Raw genomic sequence first — 23,900 nt, 5'->3', positions numbered from 1 at the left:
ATTGTGCGGCAGCGCACATAGAAGGCGATGCGCAGTTCGCGGCGGCGTGCAGGCATCGCTCGAAATGCGCGTCGATCCTGGACGAGCCCGTGACGACGCCGCACGAACCGAACGCGTGAGCCGCGCGGTTCAGCTAATGAAAACGAGCTGGTCTTCGTGCGCCGCCGAGTGCCGGTACCAGCACACGCGTCCCGCGCGCACGTCGAGCAACACCTGATCGAGGCCGGCTATTTCGATGCCGTCCGTGCGGCATCCGTCGATAGCCGGCGCCGCGCGATTCATCCGCGCGAGTTCCCGCTTGAGCTCCATCAGACGCTTGATCGCGCCTTGCCTTGAGGTGAAATATCGAGTCATTGACCGCCGAACGCTGATCCGCCTGAAGGGCCACAGCGTAGGGCGATTCATCGGACAATAATGTGCGCTCGGCGACACACGCGCGTATGCGACACTTTGCTCGAAGGCGCCAATTGCGCAGGGGAAAGGAACAACGACGATGAACGACGTGATGCTGCCCGGGGACGACGACGACTACGACGCGACGCTCGGCGACGTGCTGGCGTTGCTCGAACAGGGCCGTCAGGCGGCGGCGCGCAGCATCAACGCGCTGATGACGGCGACGTACTGGCGCATCGGCCACCGGATCGTCGAATTCGAGCAGGGCGGCGCGGGCCGCGCGGCCTACGGACAGGCGCTGTTGCAGCGGCTCTCGGCCGATCTGACGAAGCGCTTCGGGCGCGGCTTCGGCGTCGACAATCTGGAACTGATGCGGCTCTTCTACCAGTCGTACGCCAGCGCCGGGATTTCCGAATCGCCGATTCGGAAATCGGCGGCGTCCGCATCCGCGGGCAAATCCGAACCGGCGATTCGGATTTCGACGCTCGCGCAACTGGCCGAGCGGTTCCCGCTTTCATGGACGCATTACGTCCATCTGATGCGGCGCACCCGTTCCGACGACGAACGGCGTTTCTACGAAGCCGAAGCGTTGCGCGGCGGCTGGAGCGTGCGGCAACTGGACAGGCAGATCGGCAGTCAGTTCTATTCGCGCACGCTGGTGTCGCGCGACAAGCTGGCGATGCTGGACAAAGGCGCCATCGCCGAGAGCCGCGACATCGTGACGCCCGAGGAAGCCATCAAGGACCCGTACGTGCTCGAATTTCTCGACCTGAAGGACGAGTACTCGGAGAGTCAGCTCGAGGACGCCCTGATTCATCGGCTCGAAGACTTTCTGCTGGAACTGGGCGGCGACTTCACGTTCGTCGGGCGGCAGCGGCGCCTGCGCATCGGCGATAGCTGGTATCGCGTGGATCTGCTGTTCTTTCACCGGCGGCTGCGGTGTCTCGTCATCATCGACCTGAAGCTGACCGAGCTCAATCACGCCGATGTCGGGCAGATGCACATGTACTGCAATTACGCGAAAGAGCACTGGATGCTGCCGGGCGAGAACCCGCCGGTGGGCCTGATTTTGTGCGCGCGGACCAATGCGGCGGTCGCGAAATACGCGCTCGACGGCCTGCCGAACAAGGTGCTCGCCGCCGAATATCACATGATGCTGCCGGACGAGGCGGTGCTCGCCGAAGAACTGGCGCGCGTGCGACGAGAGCTGGAGGCGGGGCGGCTCGCGGAAGGCGGCGAAGCGTAGTCCGAAGCACTGGCACGACGTGCTGCCGATCCAACGGGTGCGACGCGACACCACCGCGCCGTGTCACGCCTTCTCGGCGCTTTTCAGCGCGAGACGCACCGCGCGCGCAAGGTCTTCGAGCTGGAACGGCTTGCGAAGCGCGGTAAAGCGCCGGTCGGTGATGGTCGTGACGTCGACATCCGCATAGCCGGTCGCGAGGATGACCGGCAGGTCGGGGCGCGATTCGCGGGCGCTCGCGAGCACCTGTATGCCGTTCATGCCCGGCATCGCGTAATCGACCATCATCACGTCCGGGTTGTCGGCATCGAGACGCGCAAGGCCGCTTGGCCCGTCCTGCGCCTGCGTGACGTGATAGCCGAGCGCTTCGAGACAATCGACGATCATCGTGCGCACGTCCTCGTCGTCCTCGATGACGAGAATGCGGCACGGCGTGGCCGTATCGTCGCGCGGGTCCGCGCCTAAGGCTCCTTCGGACGGATCCTGCGCGCCTAACGGCAGCCAGACCTGCACGGTGGTGCCCTTGCCCACTTCGCTTTCGATGCGCGCGACGCCGCCCGCCTGCCGCGCAATGCCGTACACCTGACTGAGACCCAGGCCGGTTCCCTTGCCGACCGGCTTGGTCGTGAAGAAGGGATCGAATACGCGCGAGAGCACGCCCGGCTCGATGCCCGAGCCCGAATCGGTCACGCTGATGACGACATAACGGCCGGGCGCGAGCGCCTCGTCGACGCTCGGCCGTTCTTCGGCGTGAATCGCCAGGCGGCCGCCGTTCGGCATCGCGTCGCGCGCGTTGATCGCGAGATTGAGTATCGCCAGTTCAAGCTGGTTCGCGTCGGCTTGCGTCCAGAGATCGTCGGATGCAGTCGTGATGGACAGCGCGATGGTCGAGCCGAGCGAGATCGAAATGATGTCGCGGATGCCGTGCAGCAGCGCGGCCACGTTCACCGCTTTCAGGTCCAGATTGCTCGTGCGCGAAAACGTCAGCAATTGCGCCGTCAGCTTCGCGCCGCGCTCGGTCGCGCGCTTGGTGGTCGCGGCCATCTTGAGCACGCGCTCGTCCTTGCTGATGCGCGCGAGCAGTTCCGCGTTGGCCATGATCACGTTCAGCAGGTTGTTGAAGTCGTGCGCGATGCCGCCGGTCAACTGCCCGAGCGCTTCCATCTTCTGCGACTGCACGAGCACGGCCTGCACCTTGGCGCGCTCGTGAATCTCGCGCATCAGGCGGTTGTTGGCCGACGCCAGTTCGTGCGTGCGTTCCGCGATCCGGCTTTCGAGCGATTCGTTGAGCCGTTCGAGCGCTTCCTGCGCCTTGACCCGGTCGATAAGATGCTGCTCGGACTCGGCGAGGTGCCTGCGCGCATCGTATTGCCGGGCGCGCGCCCGCAGCGACGATGCCACGGCGCGGCGCAAGGTCTCGGAGTTCAGCGGCCGTTCGAGCACCAGCACGTTGCCGAGCCGCTCCAGCATCTCGATGCTCTTCGCGGAACGCCTGCCCTGCATCCGCCCGGAGAGCAGCACGATCGGGAAATCCGACCATGCGGGCTGCTGTTCGATCCATGCGGCAAGCGCCACCGCGCCGTCGTCCAGCAGCGATTCTTCGGTGACGATGGCGACGGCAGCGCCGCGGTCCAGCTCAGTCACGAGCGAGCGCGAGTCGGCGCAGACGAAGCACTCCCGGCCCTCCGTCCTGAGGACATCGACGATGACCTCGGCGTCGCGGCCGAAGGGCGCAACGATGAGTACGCGACGTTCCATCGCGTTATTCCCGTGGCGAGGCCGGCCCGCGCTGCGAAGGCGCGAGCATGGCGGTATCGCCCCGGTAAGTCGGCAGGCCGCTCAGCACGCCCTCGAAATCGCGCAGCGCTTCGCCCACGTTCAAGCCGTTGCTGCCGAGCCGGAACTGCCGGATCGAGCGCTCGTGGCCGTTGGTGCGGCTCTTGACGGCGGTCACGGCGGTGAGCACTTCGCCCTGACGTTCGAAATAGCGAAAGAGCAGCACGACGTCGCTGAGATAGCTGATATCGATATCGCTCTGTATTTCGCCGATGATCCCGTGCTGGCCTAGCACCAGCATGGTGATGACGCCGCGCTGGTTCAGATACGTGAGCAGCTCGTGCATCTGCAGCAGCAGATAACGCTCGCCGGGCATGGCCTGCAGATACGCGTTCAGGCTGTCGATGGCGACGAAACGCGCGCCGTCCTGCTCGACGCTCTTGCGCACGTCGCTCGTGAATTCGCCGGGCGAAATCTCGGCGGGATCGATCTGCCGCAGCGTCAGCAGGCCGCTGTCGAGATGCGGTCTCAGGTCGATGCCGAGGCTCGTCGAGCGGTGCAGGAGCGTGGCGAGCGTCTCGTCGAAAAGATAGTAGACGCACGGCTGACCGCGATTGAGCGCGGCGAGCAGACACGAGGCGACCGTCGTCGTCTTGCCGACGCCGGAGGGACCCACGATCAACGTGTTGGTGCCGGGCACGAGGCCGCCGCCCATGAGCGCATCCAGCTCACGCGTTCCCGTGCTGAGCGACTCCGACGAAAACTCCGCGTGATGCTCGGCCGCGATGAGACGCGGATACACCCCGATGCCGCCCGTCTTCAGCGTCATGTCGTGGAAGCCTTCGCGGAAACGGATGCCGCGCATTTTCGCGATGCGTATGCGCCGGCGCTCGCCGCCGTAGTCGTGCACCAGGTTGTCGAGGCTAATGACGCCGTGCGCGATGCTGTGAAGTTGCAAGTCGCCGGTCTCGGACGTGTTGTCGTCCAGCAGCAGGACGGTGCAGGCGCGCGTGGCGAAATAGCGCTTGAGCGCCAGAATCTGGCGGCGATAGCGCAGCGAGTTCTGCGACAACATGCGCAGTTCGGAGAGACTGTCGAAGACGAGGCGGGCGGGCTTGAGTTCATCGACTTTGGCGATCACGTCGCGCACCGTCTCGCCGAGTTCGACTTCGGCGGGATGGAGCACGGTCTGCTCGTAAGCCGGATCCAGTCCTTCGTCCGACAATAGTTCGATGATGGTGAAGCGGTCCGTGTCCCAGCCGTGGCTTTCGGCGACGGCGACCAGTTCGTCGCGCGTCTCGGACAACGTGATGTAGAGCCCAGGCTCGCCGACCTCGGCGCCCTTGAGTAAAAACTGCAAGGCGAGGGTGGTTTTACCTGCGCCGGGTGCGCCCTCGACGAGATACATGCGATGCGGCGTGAGCCCGCCGCCCAGAATATCGTCGATTCCCTCGATCCCGGATTGAATGCGCCCCCGTTGTGGCGTTGAAATGTTGTCTGGCATGTGATCGCTTTTGATGATCGACGAGATGGGCGATGTCCGCTACTGGAACTGCAAGAAGCAAGCCGGGCGCGCGGTTGTCGTGCGGTTGTCGTGCGGCAGGCGGACGGCGCGGGCGGTCGTGCGGTTCGTGCGCGAGTGTTGCCGCGCAGGACGGCTACCTCGGGCATTCGTTCGATGTCGGCGAAGGCTACCACATCGATGCGAGGGGCGCGGCTGGTTTCATGGAGCGCAGCACGAAGACTGCCTTGATTCGCTTGCTTGCCGCTCTTCGTCAAATCGCAGATGCATGGTCGCGCGACGAGCGAGCGACACAGCGCGATACCCGATGGTTTTATCGAGCCAAGGGGCTCGGAGGACGTGGTGATAGTGGGCGTGGAAGGTGCTCCGGGGCGGTTTATTGGCGGAGTGCCACGGACTAACTGCGGAGTGGCCACTCAACTAGTGCTGCGGGCCGAAAAAAAGCTGCTTTCTTTGGTTACTTTCTTTGCAGCGGCAAAGAAAGTGACCCCCGCCCCGGGGAGGGGCAACGCAAATAGACCGACGCGAAAACAAGTTCCATAGAATGCCAGTACAACCGCCCCAACAGCAGACAAGCAAAAGAAACCAGGAGACACCCAACCAAATGCCAGAAAAAAAGACTGAAGGCCTGTCCAGAGGCCTGACCAACTACGGTGACCGCGGCTTCGCCCTCTACCTACGCCGCTCCTTCGCCCGCTCGATGGGCTACACGTCGAACATGCTGACAAAGCCGATCGTCGGCATCGCATCGAGCGGCTCGGGCTTCAACAATTGCCATCGCGGCATGCCGGAGCTCGTCGAGGCAGTCAAGCGCGGCGTGCTCGCAGCGGGCGGTCTGCCGATCGACTTTCCGACCATCTCGCTCGGCGAAGTCTTCCTCAATCCGACCTCGATGATGTTCCGCAATCTCATGAGCATGGACGTCGAGGAAATGCTTCGCGCGCAGCCGATGGACTCCGTGGTACTGATCGGCGGCTGCGACAAGACCGTGCCCGCGCAACTGATGGGCGCCGCCGCCGCCGATATCCCCGCCGTGCAACTCGTCGTCGGACCGATGATGACGGGCCGTCATCAGGGCGAGCGCCTCGGCGCGTGTACCGACTGCCGCCGCTTCTGGGGCAAGTTCCGCGCAGGCGAAATCGGCGAGCAGGAGATCGACGAAATCGAAGGGCGGCTCGCGACCACCGCCGGCACCTGCGCCGTGATGGGCACGGCGAGCACCATGGCGTGCATCGCGGAGACGCTCGGCATGTCGCTGCCGGGCACCGCCGCGATTCCCGCAGTCCATGCCGACCGCATTCGCGCCGCCGAAGCGAGCGGCGCGCGCGCCGTCGAACTCATTCGCGCGCCGCTGCGCCCGAGCGAGATCATCACGGAGAAGTCCGTCGAAAACGCGCTGCGCGTGCTGCTGGCCATCGGCGGGTCGACCAACGCGATCATTCACTTGACCGCCGTCGCGGGGAGGCTCGGCATTCCGGTGTCGCTCGAACGGCTGAACGTCCTCTCCGACGACACGCCGGTGCTCGTCAATCTGAAGCCGACCGGCGAGCACTACATGGAAGACTTCTTCGCTGCCGGCGGCATGACGGCGGTGCTGCGCGAACTCGCGCCGAAGCTGCATCTCGACGCGATGACCGTCACCGGCGAAACGCTCGGCGAACGCATCGCGGCGGAGCGCGAGGCGTGGGTCGATCATCGCATCGTGCGCGAGCTGTCGGACCCGGTCGAACCGCAAGGCGGGCTCGTCGCGTTGTTCGGCTCGCTTGCGCCGCGCGGCGCGATTCTCAAGCGTTCCGCCGCCGACAAGTCGCTCTTCGAGAAAGAGGGCCGCGCCGTGGTCTTCGATTCGCTCGAAGACCTGGCCGCGCGCATCGACGATCCCGCGCTCGACGTGGAGGCCGACGACATTCTCGTGCTGCAGAACGCCGGTCCCGCAAGCGGCACGGGCATGCCCGAAGCGGGCTATCTGCCGATTCCGAAGAAGCTCGCGCAGAAGGGCGTGAAGGACATGTTGCGCATTTCGGATGCGCGCATGAGCGGCACGGCGTACGGAACCATCGTGCTGCACGTCACGCCGGAAGCCGCGCTCGCGGGGCCGATCGGCCTCGTGCGCAACGGCGACCGCATCCGGCTTTCCGTGCGTGAACGGCGTATCGACCTGCTCGTCGATGAAGCAGAACTCGCGCGCCGCGCAGCCGATGTCAAAGCGCCGAAGCGCGTGCTGCGCGGCTATCAGAAGCTGTATCAGGAGCACGTATTGCAGGCCGATGCGGGCTGTGACTTCGATTTCCTGCAGGCGGTATCGAAGGATTCCTGAGCGTCGTCCACCGCGCGCGAAGGCGCGCACCCCGGCGCGCAGCACTGATTGAACACGCGCACGATGCGTTGAGCGACCAGCAGCCGCCATCGCCGCGCCGCGCAGACGGCGCGCGCGGTCCTGTCCGACGATGCCCCCAAAGCGCCGCCAGCCGGCACCGTATAATGGCCGCCCGCCACGGCGGGCACAGGTGCGCGCGCGCCTGCGACAGCGCCCGATCCCAGCGAATCCGGTTCAATCAATCGATCTGCTGCCCTAAACAGCTCGAAGCAACAGAAAACAGAAGGAAAGCCCGCGTGGAAGACCTTTTCCAATCCGTCAACGCGTTTTTCGCGTTCATCGCGCCCATTTCCGATTTTCTTTGGGATTTTCCGACCAACTTCGCGGCCTATTCGCGCATTCCCGTGCTCGGCCAGTTTCCGTTCGCGATTCTGCTGCTGGTCGGCGTCGGCATCCACTTCAGCATCCGCACGCGCTTCGTTCAAACGATGAACATGCGCAAGATCGTGCGCATCATGCAGCGCAGGCAGTCGTCCAGAACGGGCGTGAGCGCGATGGCTTCATTCATGCTCGGACTGGCGATGCGCGCCGGGCCGGGCAACATCGTCGGCATTACGGGCGCCATTTCGGTCGGCGGTCCCGGCGCGTTGTTCTGGATGTGGGTCGCCGCCTTCTTCGGCATGGCGACGGCCTTCATGGAATCCGTGCTCGCCCAGTTGTTCAAGGAGAAGAACGGCGACGAGTTCGTCGGCGGCTTGCCGTTTTATGGTCGGCGCGTGCTCGGCGGACGGCGCATCGTGGGCACGTTCTTGTCGCTCGTGTTCATCGTCTATGCCTTATTCAACGTGCCGCCGCAAACGTTCAACGTGTTCACGGCGATGGGCACGATTGCCGATACCGTCGCAGGCGAGCATCTCGCGCGGCAATCCACGGCGTACTACGGCATCGCGGCGACGCTCGTCATCGCGTGCGCGTTCATCATCATGGGCGGCATCAGGCGCGTCACGGCTTACACGGACGTGCTGGTGCCGATCAAGGCCGCGCTCTTTTGCGCGATGTCGCTCGTCATCATCCTGATCAATCTGCCGCTCGTGCCTTACTTCTTTCACGAGGTCGTCGTGGGCGCGTTCGCGCCGCATGCGCTCTTCGGCGGCGCGATCGGCACGGCGCTCGCGCAGGGCGTGAAGCGCGGCCTCATGTCCAACGAGGCGGGGCAGGGCACCATTACGATGGCGGCGGCCATCGCCGACAACGCGCATCCGTGCGAACAAGGCTTCGTGCAGAGCCTCGGCGTGTTCTTCGACACGATGGTGATCTGCACGATGACCGGCTTCATCGTCGTGATGGCGCACGTGTGGACGGGAACCGTCGACGGACAGGCATGGGAAGCCGTGCGCGCCTCGAAGATCACGGTCTATCTCGCTTCGGTGCAGGCCCTCGTGCCGCTCTGGGCCGCGCACGCGATCAAGATCGTCATGTGCGTGTGCTACGGGCTTTTCGCTTTGACGACGCTGCTCGGCATGATCTCGTTCGCCGAGATCTCGGCGAACTTCATCTCGCGCAGCCGCGCGTTCATTACCGGCATTCGCGTGGTCGGCTCGCTGGTGTTCGTGCCGTTCGGCGCATTGACGGTGCTGGCCGGGCTCGAACTGCCGAACCTCTGGGCGCTTTCGGACCTGATGAACATCGTGATGGTGCTGCTCAACGTGCCGATCGTTCTGCTCGGACAAGCGCTCGTCTATAAGGCGCTCGCGCACTATCGCGCGACGGGCGGCGGCACGTTCGTATCGGAGGAGATTGGCGTGAAAACGGCGTGCTGGTCCGGCGATGTGCGGCGCGCCGCGCCGGTCCACGAACGCGAGACCGTCGAAGCGTAAAGACTCACGGGTGCATCGCTCAGGCCGGATTCTGCCGCAGCAGTTCGGCCACCATCGCGCTGTCGAGATACGCGCGCACCTCGACAATTGCGCCTTCCTCGAAACGGCACACCCAGCAGTAGCGATTGTCGAAGTGCATGCCGTTCGCCGCGCGCACGTCCGAATGCAGTTCGACGGCGGCCGTATCGCCATCGACGAGCGCGTGCGTGACCGTCAGCTTCGCGCCATCGGGCAGCGCCTTTGCGAGACGCGCGAACGTATGTTCGAGAAACGCCTCCTTGCCGCGATAGCGGCCCGCGAGCGGATGCGTGCCCATCACCGTCCAGTCCACGTCATCGGCGACGTGCGCGAAGAAGGCGTCGGTGTCGTCCCTGAGCTTTTCGAAAAGCGCGAGCACGTCCTCCTTCTTCATGCGCCGCCCCATTGCATCGACAAGCCTCCGTCGATGGTCCATGTCTGTCCGGTCACGTAGTCGCCGTCGTCGGATGCGAGAAAGAGCGCGAGACGCGCGATCTCTTCCGGCTGCCCCGGTCGATGCCACGGAATCACCGACATCGACTTTTCGCGAGCGTCGGGGTCGTCGAGGCGCTCTTGCGTCATCGGCGTTTGGATGAGCCCGGGCGCGATGTTGTTCACGTTGATCTTGTCGTTGGCGACTTCGCGCGACAGGCTGCGCGTGAGCGAGCCGAGCGCGGCCTTGGCCATGCCGTACGGCGCGCTTTCCGGCGTCGGCAAATGCTGCGCGACCGACGAAATCGTGACGATGCGCCCGCCGCCACCCGCCTCGCGCCGCAGCTTCACGAACTCGCGGCAGCAGTAGAGCGGCCCGAACAGATCGGTCCGGATGACGTTTTCCAGTTGGGCGTCGTCGAGCTCGGCCACTTCCGCGCCGCCCGCGCCGACGCCTGCGTTGTTCACCAGAATGTCGAGCCGCCCCAGCTGCGCCATCACTTCGCCGAAGATGCGCTTGACGCACGCTGGATCGCCCACGTCGCCTTGCAGCACGACCGCACGCCGGCCGAAGGAGGCGATCTTCGCTGCCGTCTGGTCGGCGCCCGCGCGGTCGGTGTGATAGACGACCGCGACGTCCGCGCCTTGCTCGGCGAAGAGCGTCGCGATGGCCTGACCGATGCCCGAGTCGCTTCCGGTGACAAGCGCGGTTTTCCCTTGCAGTTTCATGTGTACCTCTTGCGAGCGGATTGCACGATGAACGGACGCCAGCAAACCGCGTACGCGCGCGCGGGAGCGTTGCTTGTGCTGCGGAATCTCAGCGCATGCATGGGCTTCGCCGACAGCGAAAAGATTCGCATTACGCAAAGATAGGAGGAATGCATAATGCAGGCGAAAGGTTCAACCAGACAGACGAGTTGCCGACCATGATTGTTCGAATCGCGCAGTATCCGCCGGGCAAGCGCCTGCTGTTCGGGATCGCGTCCACCGCCGTTATTCTGGTGGCGCAGCAGGTTCTCACCTTGGTGGCTCACGGGCGGCTGACGTTTCTTCTCATCAGCGCGTCGCTTCCTTTGCTCACGGTGCTGTTCGGCGGCTGGTCGGGTGTGATCCTTCTGGCCGTCGGCACGGTGTACGGCGCATTGTGGATGAAGCCTGTCGGCAGACTGGGTGTCGAGGCGCACGGCGACCAGATCGTGCTGCTGGCTTTCGTCGTGGTCGGCGCACTTCTCGTCGCCTCGGGCCAGCAGTTAGCGAAGGTCGCGCGACGGGCCGGCAGGGCGGAAGCCGCTTCGCAGGAGACGGCCGAGCGCCTGTTGCAGCTCGAACGCGATGCGCGGCACCGGTTCGACGTGGCGCTCAATAGCGCGGGCGTGCCGTTCTTCATCCTCACGCCGGTCGTGCATAACGGCCGCGTGACCGAACTTCGGTGGGACTACCTCAACGATGCGGCCGCGCACTTGTTCAATCGGGCGACGGCGGTGGTCATCGGCACTTCCACGACGTACGTGCGTCCGCACGGTTGGGACGCCGACGTGCTCCTGAAGCGGCTCGCGCCGTTGGCGGAAGGCGAGGGCCGCGATGCCTTCGACATACGCGTTCACGGAGAGCACGGCGAGCAGTGGTTCCACGTCGTGGCGGCTTCGCTCAACGGCTCGGTGGTCGCCTGGTTCGGCGACGTGACGCCGCGCGTGCGCGCCGAGCAGGCCCTTTCCGAAGCGGACCGGCGCAAGGACGAATTTCTTGCCACGCTTGCTCACGAGTTGCGCAACCCGCTGGCTCCCATCCGGCAGGTCGCCGAGATTCTGGAACAGCCTCACCTGACCGACGAGCGCCGCAAGTGGTGCATCACGGTGCTGCGCCGACAGTCGGCCGCCATGGCGCTCTTGCTGGACGACCTGCTCGATGTGTCACGCATCACGCGCGGCGCGCTGACGCTTCGCAAGGAACCCGTGGCGCTGAGGGATGTCGTCGAGGACGCCGTGGAGACCGCAAGGCCGATGCTGGAGGGCAAAGGTCACGACCTTGTCGTCAAGCTGCCCTCGCGGCCGTTGCACATCGAGGCGGACCGCCTGCGAATCGCGCAGGTATTGGCCAACTTGTTGACGAACGCCGCGAAATACACGCCATCCGGCGGGCGCATCGAACTGACGGCGAAGGCAGACGACGCCGAGATCGTGCTGTCGGTGGCGGACAACGGCATCGGTATCGATCCCGACAAGCTGTCGGCCATCTTCTCGATGTTCTCGCAAGTGCATCGCGATCATCATCGGCAGGGCGGCCTCGGCATCGGACTCGCGCTGTCGAAATCGCTGATCGAACTGCACGGAGGCAGGCTCACCGCAACGAGCGCCGGCAAGGATCAGGGGAGCTGCTTCTCCGTTCATCTTCCGGCGCAGTGCCGCGTGGTGCCGCCGCCCGCTCCGGCGCGCGACATGCCCGCCGTTCCCGCCGAGATCGAGAAGCATCGCATTCTCGTCGTGGATGACAACGTCGATGCGGCCGACGCGCTCACCGCGCTCCTCGAACTCGAAGGACACGAAGTGCGGACCGTCTACTCCGGCGAGGAGGCGGTCGACATACTGAGCCACTACACGCCCGAAGTGATCCTGCTCGACCTCGGCTTGCCGGGCATGAGCGGGATCGAGGTTGCACAATGCATCAGGTCCAGACCGTCGACGACGAACGTCACGCTCATCGCGATCACCGGATGGGGGCAGCCTCAGGACCGCGCGCGCACCGCCGACGCCGGCTTCGACTATCACTTCACGAAGCCGGTGGATGTGGCGCAACTCAATCTCGCGATCGGGAGCGCCGTCACCGCGGGTTAGTAGGACGTGTCTTCGCGCCGGAGAGGGACTGTCAGTGTCGAAGGGCGGGAAGCATCGACGAAGATGCCGCGCCGAGATTCGGCAGCAGGCTGTTCAGAAAGCGCATTCGTCGCGCTGGAAGATCTCGCAGCGCGGGAGCGGCTTGCGACGCGTGATGCCCGGCGCATGAGTCCCAGGGAGCGGTTATGCGCGAGTGGGCTCCGGCGTGTCGTTCGATGAATCGACGGATCGCGACGGTTCCTCATAGATCGTCAGAACGCGCGTCCCGCTCAGGACGCCGAAGTCTGTCGAACGAGACCGCCACTCGGCTTATCGGGACGTGCGCTGGCAACGCGGTTCCTGCCGCCTGCCTTCGCCGCATACAGCGCCGCGTCGGCAGCTTCGAGCAGCGCCTTCGCCGTCTGCCGCGACGCGGCGTCCCGGCACGCGTGACCGACCGAGATGGTGACCACCGCGCCGGCCCTCGGCGCGGGCAACGCTGCCTGCTCGACGGCTGCGCGGAGCGTCTCGGCGACCGCGAGACCCGCCGCCGCGTCGCAAGCCGGGAGCACCACGACGAATTCCTCGCCGCCGTATCGGGCAACGAAGCCGCCCGTGCGCGTCAGCGTCCCGGTCAGCGCGTGAGCGACGTTCCTCAGGCAATCATCGCCGGCCAGGTGCCCGAAGGTGTCGTTGTACGCCTTGAAGTTGTCGACGTCGATCAGCAGCACGCAAAGCGAATAGCCGGACGAGGCGGCGAGCGCATGCTCGTGGCTGTACCGCTCGTCGAAATAGGCGCGGTTGAAAACGCCCGTCAGCCCGTCGCGCGCGGAACTCTCGATCAGCTTCACATGCGCATCGGTCAGCTTGCGGTAGAGCCCGCTCGTCTCGTAGATCAGCATCCCGAGAACCGCGCTGGACGACAACATCGAGGCGACCCGGGCCGCGTACCAGCCGACGCTGTAGCGCGCGCCGGCAGACAGCGTGAGCGTCACGTCGATGAGCGCCGCCAGCAACGCGACGGCGAGCCATAGGTCCATCAACGAGCGCAGCCGCGTGGTCGAAACATGCAGGCCGAGCGCCGCGAGACACGTGGCCTCGACGATCAAGGCAGCGGGACTGCTCGACAGGCCCGAATACGAGCCGCCCGACGCCACCATGACCGGCAGGATGTCTTTGCCCATGATGGCCAGCGCCGCGCAACCGAAGGCGAGCGCGAGCGCGCCGAAGAGGGCCACGTGTCCCGGCGCGCGATTGCGCACGCTCGGCGCGCAGGAGCGCGCAGCCAGCGACACGGTGACGAGGGCGGGAAAGCCGCCATGCCAGAAGACCCAGATCCAGACGGCGGTTTGCGCACCGGCGCCCAGCAGGCCGCCCGGCGAAAAAACGCCGGGAAAGACGAGCAACTGGACGGCCGCAATCAGGCTGACGAACGCGTACGCACCGCTGAGCGTCGCGAACAGAAGACGCCCGGAGATGCGGTACTGGGTCCACAGCAAAAAGGCGGTGAGACCTTCCGTCAAGGTGACCCAGGTCGCGAAGATCGGCAGAAAGGGAACGACGACCGGGCCGGGCTGCCTGGCGTACGGCCATACCATGAAAGCGCCGATCAGTGCGATGGCGGCGGTGACGGCCGCTGCGAGGCGGTCCTTCGACGTCGATGGCAGATGAATGAGCGATGTTTGCACTGCGAATCCTCGGTGTGGCCGGCATCGACGCCGAGCGACAATCGGAATACGGCAATTGTCGGCATATCTTTAGTGAAAGTTTTCGCACAGCAGAACTTTCCGGACGTCGGCAGCCGCTTGTTCGTGATCAGAAGTCTCCCGGCGCAACCTGAAAGCATGCAAGGCCTTCGGATCGCCACATATCGACCACTCGCTGCCGGTCATCGTAGACGCACAGGACCCTTTCGCGCGGGATGGAGCCGTTGTGCAGCCATCCGCGCTTGAGCCGGTCGTCGGCCTGCCGGTCTCCAGCGCGGCGCATCAGCAGCGTGTCGATGTGCTGCATCCCCACATATAGATCGAGCCACGCTTCCGTCTCGGCGCGCACCTCGTCGCTGCGGCCCGACGCGATCCAGATGCGATGCCGGGCTGCGTGCGTATGCAGGGTTTCGATCACCGGCACGTTCGGCAGATCGTCGCCACATGCGGCGAAGAAAGCCGGCCAGTTGCGCCGTTTTCCGCTGATGTGGTGGACCCGGTGTTGAATTAGCCCGATGGTCCCGTCCAGGTCGAATAGCACAATGTCGCGCATGAGACACCTCCGCTTTCGGAGGAGCAGAGAACGTGCGTGGTCGGCAGACGTGTGGCTCGCGGCCATGGAAGGCGACTGTCGCGCGGCAGGGAGCGACGCGTCGGCCCGGCGGGCGGGCACGGTCGCACGAACTGCGCGAGCGGAGGCGGGTCGCCATCGCGAGTTGGGCGACGTTCGCTGCGCGGGGAAGTGGTGATGTCGAACGATAGCGGTCTGTCGAGCGCGGCACGCGTCGGCGCGGAACTGCGCGCGTGCGGCCAGCCGCGCTGATCGATGAACCGTGGGCGGCGGGCGAGACCATCGCCCGTTGCCGATACCTCAACGGTTCACGCGAGCGCCGCGGAAGCGAAGCGGCAAGCTGGCGTCAGCGGATCAATTCGTCGGCTTGTGCTTGTGATGGCGGTGCTTCAGATGAAGCGTCGAGTGTTTTCCCGTGGGACCGGCAGGCGTGCCGGTTTCGCCGTTGCCGTTGGGCGTGCCGACGCCGACACCGCCGCGGCCGGCGCCGTTACCGCCGGGTATGCCGCCGGCATTGCCCTGAGCGAGCGCGGCGGTGGAGAGGCCCCATGCGAGGGCAGTCGTCACTATGCACTTCGTTGCAATGTTCATCGCTTCTATTGTCCTTGGTTGACCGGCCCTAAGCGGACGGCATCACGCGGTGTCCGATTTCGTCGCGGCGGTAGAGCCTCGCAATCGACGGTCCCACCGATGGGCGAGACCGCGACGAGCCGTATTAGAACGAAGATTTATGACGGCGCCGCGAAAATGCGACGACTGCGCGGGCGCGTCCGGTCACGCACTTGCCGCTATGTTTCTCGCAAACTGAGGGTGCTCACGTCCGGGTGCCGACCGCCGTCTTTATCGGCAGCGAGAGAAAAAGCATTCGGCCGGGAAGACAGCGTTTTCACCGCTTTTTCATCGGATGCTCACTGTCCGATGACGCATACACTGCTTTCCATGGCGAGCAATCAAGCGCCATGAATCGCGAAACGAACGTACCGAGCGAACCGGCCTACCTCAAACTTACCGGATGCAGCGGATGTCGCAGTAGCGGTTCAGAGTCGCGCAGTACCGAGAGAGCAGTCTCGAGGCGCAAGCTGTTAAGGCAGTCGTTGTTTCCATCGCAATACCGTCGTAAGCGCAAGCCCCGGCCATCGAACGTTGGTCGGGGCTTTGTCTTTTCGCGCAGCATTCGGAACCCGCTTCCAATCGTCTATCTTAAGAGCTCATTGCAGATACGTTACTGTTTGTTAAAACCGGTGCGATCGAGGCGACGGTTTATTATTCTTCTCACGGTTTGACAAAGGTTAGACGGCGGCCGCAAGGCGGTCTTCCGCTGGCCCTTATTACAAAGACGTTCAGACAGTGAACGGCACGGCTTCTTCGAGGACAAGCCGTGGACTGACTGGACCGAACCTGAGAGAGACGAACATGATCATCTATCACCGCGGCGCGGCCTTCGAGCCGCGTATCACCCAGGCCGGCAATGGCTTCGTGGCCTCTGTCGCAGTGCTCGAAGAAGACGGCCACGCCACATCGCTGGGAAAGCTAGGGATGTTCGCCAACGAAGAGGGCGCCATCAACTTCGCCGTTCGGTGCGCGACCGCTTTCCTAGAGGGCGACGAGATGCCGCTGCCGCCGTTTCGGGTGCACGCGTAAGGCGTCATAGCAGCCGGCGAGGGGGCGAACGCCTTGGCCTTTCGGCAAATCGCGCTTGTCGAATCGTCGATGTAGCGACGCGGCTTCAATCCCGCTTATCGATACCGGCGAGCGCCGCTTGCGCTGCCTCTCGCCCGTGGGCCCAGTGCGTTTCGATCGCCGCTGCGGTGAACTGTCCGTCCTTGTAGTGCCACTCGCGCTGGGAAAACGCGTAGTCGACCGGGACGATGCGGACCGGCCGCGCGCCCGCAAGCGCCGCTGCATTCATCAGTTCCGGATCGGATTGACGTTGCGCCGCCGGAATACATTCGAGCGCATGGGCGAGAAGGGCCCTCAGGCGCTGCGATTCGTCGAACGCCAGATGGAAGGCAGCCGCGCGACTGCCATGCTCGATGTTCTTCTGCCGGATCTCGGCGTCGGTCAGATTGTCCGGCACCGGGCCCTCCGGAGTCCATAAGTCCGCACGGAAGATGACCGTCTCGACATCCGCAGGCGCCGTGTCGACGATACGTTGCAGCGGCGCGGCAGATACGAGCGAGCCGTCCCAGTACCACGCGTCGCCGATCTGCACGGCTGCGAACCACGGGGGCAGCGAGCCCGACGCGACGATCATCGGTGCTTCTAGACCGTCACTGCGATTATCGAAGTAATGCGGCTCGCCGGTCGCGACGTTCGCTGCGATGACACTGACGTGCGTCGCGCTGCGGTTGAGTGCGTCGAAATCGCAGAGGCTGGCGAGCGTCTGGTAGAGCGGGCGCATATCCATGATGCTCGCGAGTTCGGGCGCTTCGCTGCCGGTCGTCCAGGGGACCGCAAGACGTCGGGTGAAGAAACCCGGCAGGCCCGCGCTGATCGCGTAACTCTGGTCGGCTTCGGCCAGCATGCGGCGAAAGTCGTCGTTCGCGAATGCCAGTCCTCCGATCAACGACGCCATCCGGTCGCGCAGCGTCGTGCCCGGAACCGACACGCGACGGTAGAACCGCCTCAGCCGATCGATGCGATTCTCCGGCGCGTTGCCGAAGAAGATCGCGGCGTTGATGGCGCCGATCGACGATCCGCAGCACGCGTCGATCTCGATGTTCGCGTCGTGCAATGCCTCCAGAACGCCCGCCTGAAATGCGCCGATCGCGCCGCCGCCTTGCAGCGCGAGCGCGATGCGTGGGCGCTTGTCCGCGCCGTTGTCTTGTTGCGCCATACGTTCTCCAGTTGCCGCGGCGCTTTGGCATCCCCGCGGGCATGTGCTCTTATGGAATTGCGACGCCGCGTCGGGCGGCCGTCGTCACTGCGCCAGAACGGGCGGGCATTCCGTCTGGAACCAATAGTCGACGAGGCGCTGAGCCTGCTGCAAATCGTAGGGGTAGTAGGGATCGTCGTAGAAGGGAGACGGGTCGTAGCCGGCCTTGCGCAACGCCCCGAGTTCCACTTGGTGCTGTGCCATCGTCGTCGGACCCGCGTTCTTCCTGAGCGCGGCCAGATCGCGGCACTCCGTGTCCGTGAGATGCCGGCCCGGAGGAGGCATGCTGCCCGCGACGCACCCGGCAAGCAGGACAAGCGCCGCCGATGCTGACGAAGCCTTCATCCGAATCTCGCGCATGATGCTCATTCGGCCGGCTAGTTGCCGCGCTCCGGTTGGGAGTTCTCTGGGGAATGCGTGGCCGCGTAAGCCCGTTTGTCTTCTTTGTAGCGTGGCGCGGAAGGCGCTCGGCGGGGCGTGGCGCTGCGTGCTTTATCGTTCCCGCCCGGCTTCCGCTGGTCCGGCATGGTCGTCTCCTTATGGTCTCACGACCACCGAGCAAGCAGCGTTCCGGCCGGTAAGCCGCGCTTTGGCCAAGTGCGGTCGCGCTGCGACTAGCGTCGTTGCTAGCAACTGGTACGAGCATCGAGTCACACGACGAGCGGCACGTTCGGTCGGATGACGACTTCGGTCTCGTGCGCTCGTCGACTTGCCTCAGTTTTCGGTCGGGCGCTGTCGAGGCGAGGTCGCCGAACAAGCTGCATTCCGGCAAGCACATTGTTACGAAAAGCGTAAGCGGTGGTAACACTGTCGTGTAATAGCCGCGGTAAAACCGTAACGACGCAAATATTGCCGATGACTGCGTAGTCGCAATTATTAGAATAAAACACTATATCGGCGCAAAGGAACCGAAGTTTCGGGGCTAAATTTCGTAAGAAATCGAATTTCATACGATTAGCGAAGCGTCGGCCGCGAGACAATTCCTCAGCAGATAACGTTTGCAACCGCGAAACGGCCCTTCGCGAACGTTTGCCACTGTAACTTTTTGTTGCAGATCGCTGCGATTAGCCAGACAATTGCTTCGCGCTGTGAGTCACGGCGCCCCAAGACGCATAACCCGGTCACAGTTACCTCGGTACGCCAGCCATGACACACGCCAGCCCAGACCTTTCGTCCATCCGCGAGTTGAACCTGTCTTACTTGACGCTCGCGCGGCGCGTGTTGGCCTCCGACCGGGAAGCTGCGCAGGCGCATCTCGGCCTGTCGGCGGAAATCGCCGATACGCTTCTGAACCTCTCGCCGGCGCAAACGGACAAGCTCGCTTCGTCGTCGCAACTGCTGTGTTTCTTCCGCATGAGCGCGGACGAAATGCTCGGTGGCCTCGCGAGCCGCAGTATCGATGCGCCGGTCTCGGCCCTGTCCACCGCCGCTCTCATCGCCGCCTGACCATGAGCACGACCACGACTTCGAAGAGCCTCGCCGATGAAGCCGCACAGGTTCTGCGCGCCATCACGCTCATCAAGCTGGGCGCGCGCATGCAGGTGCTGGAATCGGAATTTCCGAAGCTCTCGCGCGATCGTCTGATTCGTCTTTATCGGGAAGTGAAGGGCGCTTCGCCGCCCAAGGGCATGCTGCCGTTCTCGGAAGACTGGTACCTGACGTGGGGGCCGAACATTCACGCATCGATGTTCGCCAACGTCTATGCGTTTCTCGAGCAAAACAGCACGAACCTCGACCGCGTCGATCTGTTGAGCCGCGCGTACGCGCTGTACGCCGAGCACTTCACGCTCAACGGCGAAGCACTGCAGATGGACCTGACGCGCGCCTGGACGTTCGTGCGCTTCAAGGAAGCCGGGATCTTGCGCCTCGCGGGCTGCACGCGCTGCCGAGGCAAGTTCGTCGCGCACGCGCACGAACCGACGCACGGCATGATCTGCGGCATCTGTCAGCCGCCGTCGCGCGCAGGCAAGACGAAGGCGAAGGCCGCGCGCGCGCAAAGCGCGGCGTTGCAGGCAGCTTGACGCATGACGCACTTCGGCCGCTGATCGCTTGTTGGCGGACCGCTGTGCGCTTGCATCGCTGAGGCGGTTCTGTCGAAGGCAGCCGCGATCTCCCTTTTCAACGCGCACGACTAACGCTTCTTCCACTGAGCCCTTGAGCGACGCAGCCAAGCAGGCAAGTGCCGCGATCACCCATCACCAAGACCAGCAAAGTCGCGACAAGCGAGCCGTTCGGTCATCCATGCCGATATGCGCGCCCGGGCGCAGCAAACTTGACGTAAAGCTTTCATCCTTTCTGCCGATACTGAGAAAGGAAGGCGACAGTAACCAGCGATTCAATTCCGACAGGCGATCCCTGCAGGAACCCAGCAACCGGCGACCGGCCGCGCTACGCAGCAGTTAGCAAGCGCCTTCCGAAAACACGTCCTGAATAACCGGTCCCCGGAATCCAAAATGAACCTGCACAACTTCAAGGTCGGCGCACGGCTGACCATCGGCTTCGGCGTCGTCGTCGCGCTGCTCGTGCTCATCGCGACGATCAACTTCCTCAATATGCGCGGTCTCGATAGCGAGATCACGCTCATTACCGATGACCGGATGGTCAAGGCCGCAGAAGTTAGCAGAGCGAAGGATGCCGCGAGCCAGACCGTGCTTCGGCTGCAGCGCGCCGCGATCACCGGAAAGCCGGAGGACGTCGCCGCCATGCAAGCCGGCGTGCTCGAAGCAACCAAAGCAACCTCGCAGCGGCTCGAAAAAGTGGACCGCATGATTACGTCGGCGCGCGGGCGCGAGCTTTTCAATGCGCTCGTCGAGGCGCGCGCCGCGAACACCGCAGCCCGCCAGGAAGCGGTCAAGCTACTGACGGCGGGGCAGATCGAAGACGCCCGCGCGCAACTCGCGGGACCGGTTGCGACCGCGCAGGCCAAATATTTCACGGCGCTGGACGCGCTCGTCGCGCATCAGTTCGAGCTGGCCGACGAGTCGGCGAAGCACGCGCACGCCGCCTATGACCGAGCGGTCGCGCTGTCCTTCGCATCGACGATAGCGGCGGTGCTGGTGGCGATCGCCGCGATGCTGGTCATCACGCGATCCGTGACCAAGCCCCTGGCTGACGCGCTGGCGGCAATGAAGGCACTGGAGCAGGGCGATCTGACGCACCGCGTCGAGGTCGTCGGCCGCGATGAACTCGCGACGTTGATGGTGGCGGTGCGAGCCGCGTTCGCGAAGCTCTCGTCGCTTGCGAATGGCATCAAGGAGTCCGTCGATGTCATTCGAACGGCGTCGGGCGAGATTGCCGCGGGCAGCACGGACTTGTCGTCGCGCACGGAACAGCAGGCCGCCTCTCTCGAGGAAACCGCAGCGAGCATGGAAGAGCTGACCGCGACCGTCAAGCAGAACGCCGAGAACGCGCGACAGGCCAGTGGTCTCGCCGACAACGCGAGTACCGTCGCCAACGAAGGCAGCGCCATCGTCAGCCAGGTCGTCGAGACGATGACCGGCATCGAAGACAGCTCCGCGAGGATCGCCGAGATCATCGGCATGATCGAAGGCATCGCGTTCCAGACGAACATCCTCGCGCTCAACGCGGCGGTCGAAGCCGCACGAGCCGGTGAGCAAGGCCGGGGCTTCGCCGTCGTGGCAAGCGAAGTGCGCAGCCTCGCGCAGCGGTCGTCGGCTGCGGCGAAGGAAATCAAGGAATTGATCGAGACCTCGGGCAGCCGTGTTCAGGCCGGAACCGAGCTGGTGGCGAGGGCGGGCGACACGATGCAGCGCGTCGGCACCGCGATCAAGCGCGTCACCGACATCATGGGCGAGATCGCATCGGCCTCGAACGAACAGAGCCGCGGCATCGAACAGGTGAATCAGGCCATCTCGCAGATGGACGAGGTCACGCAGCAAAACGCGGCGCTCGTCGAAGAAGCGGCGGCAGCGGCCGGCTCCATGGAGGATCAGGCGAAGCATCTGACCGCAGCGGTCGCTGTGTTCCGCACGGCGCAGTCCTTAAACGCGCCGGCGGCCGGCGGCTACGAACAGAAGCCGACGCAAGCGTCCGTCACTAAGAGAACGCCCTCGGCGACGCATGCGACGAAGCCCGTGGTCGCGCCGCCGGTAGCGGTCGCGGCAGCCGCTGACGGCGACTGGTCGACGTTCTGAGTCGGAAGGTGTCGCCATGCGGCTGACAAACCGGCGCGCGAGTCAAGAGGCGCCGAATCACGGAGATTCGCCTTGCCACGGAGAATCGCAGGGCGAGTTTCTTGTCCGGAATGAGGTGGGTGACATGGTCAAGCAACTGCATGAACTTCGCCGTCGGCTGGCGGCGATGGAAAACGATATCGCACAAGAGGCGATCGAGGCGGTCGTCAAGGCTTGTTTCGAGCTGGACGAATTCCTTCGGTCGAGTGGCGGTCCGCCGGGCGATACCTCGCGTTGCCCGAGCGCGTAGTGAGCTAGCGCTGCGCATGGCTGCGTGCAGTGGGCGATGCGCAGGAAAGAAAAGAGAGAAAGGATTGACAGATGGTTAAAACGGAAATGCGTTTGCTGGTAGTCGATGACTTGACCACCATGCGCAGTTTGATTCGAAAGATGCTGAAGGCGATCGGCTATACGCTGATCGACGAAGCAGTCGATGGCGTGTCGGCCCTCGAGAAACTCAAGACGCAGCGGTTCGATCTCGTCATCACGGACTGGAACATGCCGAACATGGACGGGCTGACTCTACTCCAGGAGATTCGCAAGTCCGAGGAGCACGCCGACGTTCCGGTTCTGATGGTGACCGCCGAGACCCGGCGCGAAAACGTGATCGCGGCGATCCGCGCGGGTGCGAGCGGCTATGTGGTGAAGCCGTTCTCCGAAGCTGCGCTCGCCGACAAGCTGGCTCAGATTGCGCCGCTCCAGCAGGCAAGCGCGCCGACCGACCGCAGCGCGTCCGTCTTCGGCGCCGTCTTCATGAACGCGTGAACGGCGTCTTTTACACTTTGTTGCAAACTGTTGCAATTTGCCGGAAGCCTTGTCGGATAAGGCTTTCGGGCGATTCCCGGGGCGATCGGCCGACCGCATGAAGCGTCGGATGGTAAAGGTTTCAACGCAGGCACCGTTAAGCAATAAAGCCAGCGAGAACCGAAACCATGAACATTCAGACCATCAAAAGCGCAGATTCCTCGACCCAGATCACCGTTAAGCGCGCGGCGGGCACCGGCACGAAGCCGAGCGCCAGCAGCGCGCAACAGGTCGCGCCCGCCGCGAGCGACGGCTCGGCTATCAGCCTGTCTTCGAGTGCGGCGTTCTCTTCCCACGCGTCGGACATCGATACTGCCAAGGTGGAATCCATCAAGGCCGCATTGAAAGACGGTAGCTATAAGATCGACTCGTCCGCCATCGCCGACGGCATGCTGGGCACGGCGCGAGATCTCCTGCGCGCGACTTCGCGTTAAGCGGACGTTGAACCGCCCGCAGTTTAAATAATCGCTGGGCGGTGGCATCCGCCGCCGCCGCTCCGGTATCGACCAAGTTTCCACAGCGGCTAGCGATTAGCTTCGCGGTGCAGCTACGGCCATAACATCGTCGTCTGGTCGTCACAGCGCCCGGACGAACGCTAGCCAGCACGCTCTTCTCCGCATTGTCGCGACGACGCCACGCGAGCCGTCGCGAACGAGTTTCTCCCTTCGACGTCCACCGGTTCTAAGGCCGCGGTCGATTCCAGAACAAAACTACGTACCACGAATCATTTTAGCATTGGCGATCACCATGGCGGTCACGAGGATCTCGCGCGGGCGCGCTTTTCCTGCTGACGCCGTACCTGCGGTCCATTGCGGTCGCAAGTACACCGGCAGCGCGGCTGGCATGATGGCGCGGACCATACGCAAGGCGCTCCGCTGTACACAGGGAACTTCTTAACACCGCAGTCCAGGCGGGCGCTTGCCGCGCGCCGTCACCTAGTAGCATTGCGCGGTTTTTCGTCGAGCAATGAACCAGTTGCATCGAAAAAGGATTGCAACGCCCTCGCGAGCCATGGTAGAAGCACCGCTGCGTTCGCAGCTGTGCGGCGCGTGTAAGGAACGGGTTCGTTGCCACGAAGGAGCAGAAGTTGAGAAGGACCGCCGAAAACAAGTTGAAGGTGGTCGCGGTACGAGTCGAGCCAGCAATCGAGCAGCGGTTGCGGCTACTGGCGGAAGTAACGGGACGCAAGCAATCATTCTTTTTGCAGCAGATGATCGAACGCGGCATTGGCGCAATGGAAGACCTCTGGCTTCCTCCCGCTGTGCTCGAAGAAGTACGGGGCGGCAATCTGCAGGCGCGGCAACCCGTGCCCGGAGCGACGCCTGACTTGTTCGGCGATCTGTCTGAAGAGAAAGCGGGCTAG

Annotated in this window: 23 protein-coding genes; 12 read left to right on the top strand and 11 right to left on the bottom strand. The window is 64.2% G+C overall.

Annotated elements, in window-relative coordinates; all coding sequences use genetic code 11:
• Positions 1-129 precede the first annotated feature (129 nt).
• Complete coding sequence (locus NCR35_RS25265; protein ID WP_175943806.1) at positions 130-354, bottom strand: hypothetical protein; 225 nt, start codon at positions 352-354, stop codon at positions 130-132.
• 139 nt (positions 355-493) lie between these two features.
• On the opposite strand from NCR35_RS25265, the gene NCR35_RS25260 reads away from it, so the two are divergent.
• Positions 494-1,639 (top strand): PDDEXK nuclease domain-containing protein, encoded by a 1,146-nt coding sequence (locus tag NCR35_RS25260; protein WP_250536665.1) that lies wholly within the window; start codon positions 494-496, stop codon positions 1,637-1,639.
• A 63-nt stretch (positions 1,640-1,702) separates the two neighbouring features.
• Here NCR35_RS25260 and NCR35_RS25255 read toward each other — a convergent pair whose 3' ends face one another.
• Complete coding sequence (locus tag NCR35_RS25255; protein WP_250536663.1) at positions 1,703-3,394, bottom strand: response regulator; 1,692 nt, start codon at positions 3,392-3,394, stop codon at positions 1,703-1,705.
• Between the two features lie 4 nt (positions 3,395-3,398).
• On the bottom strand, positions 3,399-4,916 hold the full coding sequence (locus NCR35_RS25250; RefSeq protein WP_250536662.1) for an ATPase domain-containing protein: 1,518 nt from the start codon (positions 4,914-4,916) through the stop codon (positions 3,399-3,401).
• Between the two features lie 622 nt (positions 4,917-5,538).
• On the opposite strand from NCR35_RS25250, the gene NCR35_RS25245 reads away from it, so the two are divergent.
• Positions 5,539-7,251 (top strand): IlvD/Edd family dehydratase, encoded by a 1,713-nt coding sequence (locus NCR35_RS25245; protein WP_250536661.1) that lies wholly within the window; start codon positions 5,539-5,541, stop codon positions 7,249-7,251.
• A 296-nt stretch (positions 7,252-7,547) separates the two neighbouring features.
• Entirely contained in the window at positions 7,548-9,128 is a 1,581-nt protein-coding gene (locus NCR35_RS25240) for an alanine/glycine:cation symporter family protein (protein ID WP_250536660.1), read from the top strand.
• Between the two features lie 19 nt (positions 9,129-9,147).
• On the opposite strand, the gene NCR35_RS25235 is transcribed toward NCR35_RS25240, so the two are convergent.
• Positions 9,148-9,540, bottom strand: a complete 393-nt coding sequence (locus NCR35_RS25235; RefSeq protein WP_250536659.1) for a nuclear transport factor 2 family protein — start codon at positions 9,538-9,540, stop codon at positions 9,148-9,150.
• Complete coding sequence (locus NCR35_RS25230; RefSeq protein WP_250536657.1) at positions 9,537-10,307, bottom strand: SDR family NAD(P)-dependent oxidoreductase; 771 nt, start codon at positions 10,305-10,307, stop codon at positions 9,537-9,539. The genes NCR35_RS25235 and NCR35_RS25230 overlap by 4 nt, the downstream gene beginning before the upstream one ends.
• Before the next feature lie 197 nt (positions 10,308-10,504).
• Between NCR35_RS25230 and NCR35_RS25225 the strand changes: the two genes are divergently transcribed.
• Entirely contained in the window at positions 10,505-12,409 is a 1,905-nt protein-coding gene (locus NCR35_RS25225; protein WP_250536655.1) for a hybrid sensor histidine kinase/response regulator, read from the top strand.
• A 269-nt stretch (positions 12,410-12,678) separates the two neighbouring features.
• Here the strand turns inward: NCR35_RS25225 and NCR35_RS25220 are convergent, their stop codons facing one another.
• The 3 genes from NCR35_RS25220 to NCR35_RS25210 form a co-directional block, all read right to left on the bottom strand.
• Positions 12,679-14,076 (bottom strand): sensor domain-containing diguanylate cyclase, encoded by a 1,398-nt coding sequence (locus tag NCR35_RS25220; protein WP_250536653.1) that lies wholly within the window; start codon positions 14,074-14,076, stop codon positions 12,679-12,681.
• Between the two features lie 127 nt (positions 14,077-14,203).
• Positions 14,204-14,647, bottom strand: coding sequence for a phosphatase domain-containing protein (locus tag NCR35_RS25215; protein WP_250536651.1), 444 nt, complete (start codon positions 14,645-14,647; stop codon positions 14,204-14,206).
• Positions 14,648-15,019: 372 nt separating this feature from the next.
• Entirely contained in the window at positions 15,020-15,232 is a 213-nt protein-coding gene (locus tag NCR35_RS25210) for a hypothetical protein (protein ID WP_250536650.1), read from the bottom strand.
• 846 nt (positions 15,233-16,078) lie between these two features.
• On the opposite strand from NCR35_RS25210, the gene NCR35_RS25205 reads away from it, so the two are divergent.
• Entirely contained in the window at positions 16,079-16,306 is a 228-nt protein-coding gene (locus tag NCR35_RS25205; protein WP_244851376.1) for a hypothetical protein, read from the top strand.
• Between the two features lie 85 nt (positions 16,307-16,391).
• Here NCR35_RS25205 and NCR35_RS25200 read toward each other — a convergent pair whose 3' ends face one another.
• Together NCR35_RS25200 and NCR35_RS25195 are read right to left on the bottom strand one after the other, a co-directional pair.
• Positions 16,392-17,501, bottom strand: a complete 1,110-nt coding sequence (locus NCR35_RS25200) for a patatin-like phospholipase family protein (protein WP_250536648.1) — start codon at positions 17,499-17,501, stop codon at positions 16,392-16,394.
• 84 nt (positions 17,502-17,585) lie between these two features.
• Entirely contained in the window at positions 17,586-17,885 is a 300-nt protein-coding gene (locus NCR35_RS25195) for a DUF4148 domain-containing protein (RefSeq protein WP_250536646.1), read from the bottom strand.
• An 801-nt stretch (positions 17,886-18,686) separates the two neighbouring features.
• On the opposite strand from NCR35_RS25195, the gene NCR35_RS25190 reads away from it, so the two are divergent.
• The 6 genes from NCR35_RS25190 (at position 18,687) to flgM (ending at position 22,971) form a co-directional block, all read left to right on the top strand.
• On the top strand, positions 18,687-18,986 hold the full coding sequence (locus NCR35_RS25190; protein ID WP_250536644.1) for a flagellar transcriptional regulator FlhD: 300 nt from the start codon (positions 18,687-18,689) through the stop codon (positions 18,984-18,986).
• 2 nt (positions 18,987-18,988) lie between these two features.
• On the top strand, positions 18,989-19,561 hold the full coding sequence (gene flhC / locus NCR35_RS25185) for a flagellar transcriptional regulator FlhC (RefSeq protein ID WP_250536642.1): 573 nt from the start codon (positions 18,989-18,991) through the stop codon (positions 19,559-19,561).
• 432 nt (positions 19,562-19,993) lie between these two features.
• Positions 19,994-21,694: a methyl-accepting chemotaxis protein gene (locus NCR35_RS29945; protein WP_284503296.1), complete on the top strand. Its 1,701-nt coding sequence runs from the start codon at positions 19,994-19,996 to the stop codon at positions 21,692-21,694.
• A 124-nt stretch (positions 21,695-21,818) separates the two neighbouring features.
• Positions 21,819-21,983 (top strand): hypothetical protein, encoded by a 165-nt coding sequence (locus NCR35_RS25170; RefSeq protein WP_250536641.1) that lies wholly within the window; start codon positions 21,819-21,821, stop codon positions 21,981-21,983.
• A gap of 71 nt (positions 21,984-22,054) precedes the next feature.
• Entirely contained in the window at positions 22,055-22,498 is a 444-nt protein-coding gene (locus tag NCR35_RS25165; RefSeq protein WP_250536640.1) for a response regulator, read from the top strand.
• 167 nt (positions 22,499-22,665) lie between these two features.
• Positions 22,666-22,971 (top strand): flagellar biosynthesis anti-sigma factor FlgM, encoded by a 306-nt coding sequence (gene flgM / locus NCR35_RS25160; RefSeq protein WP_250536639.1) that lies wholly within the window; start codon positions 22,666-22,668, stop codon positions 22,969-22,971.
• Positions 22,972-23,247: 276 nt separating this feature from the next.
• Here flgM and NCR35_RS25155 read toward each other — a convergent pair whose 3' ends face one another.
• The gene (locus NCR35_RS25155) at positions 23,248-23,397 is read right to left on the bottom strand and encodes a hypothetical protein (protein ID WP_250536637.1); all 150 of its coding nucleotides are present in this window, start codon (positions 23,395-23,397) and stop codon (positions 23,248-23,250) included.
• Positions 23,398-23,624: 227 nt separating this feature from the next.
• On the opposite strand from NCR35_RS25155, the gene NCR35_RS25150 reads away from it, so the two are divergent.
• A complete protein-coding gene (locus tag NCR35_RS25150; RefSeq protein ID WP_250536636.1) occupies positions 23,625-23,900 on the top strand; it encodes a YlcI/YnfO family protein in 276 nt (91 codons plus the stop codon).

The sequence above is a fragment of the Caballeronia sp. AZ10_KS36 genome (assembly GCF_023631105.1).
In the GTDB taxonomy this organism is placed as follows: Bacteria; Pseudomonadota; Gammaproteobacteria; order Burkholderiales; family Burkholderiaceae; genus Caballeronia.
The sequence above is the reverse complement of the archived record's forward strand: the minus strand, read 5'-3'. Positions and strand labels throughout refer to the sequence as shown.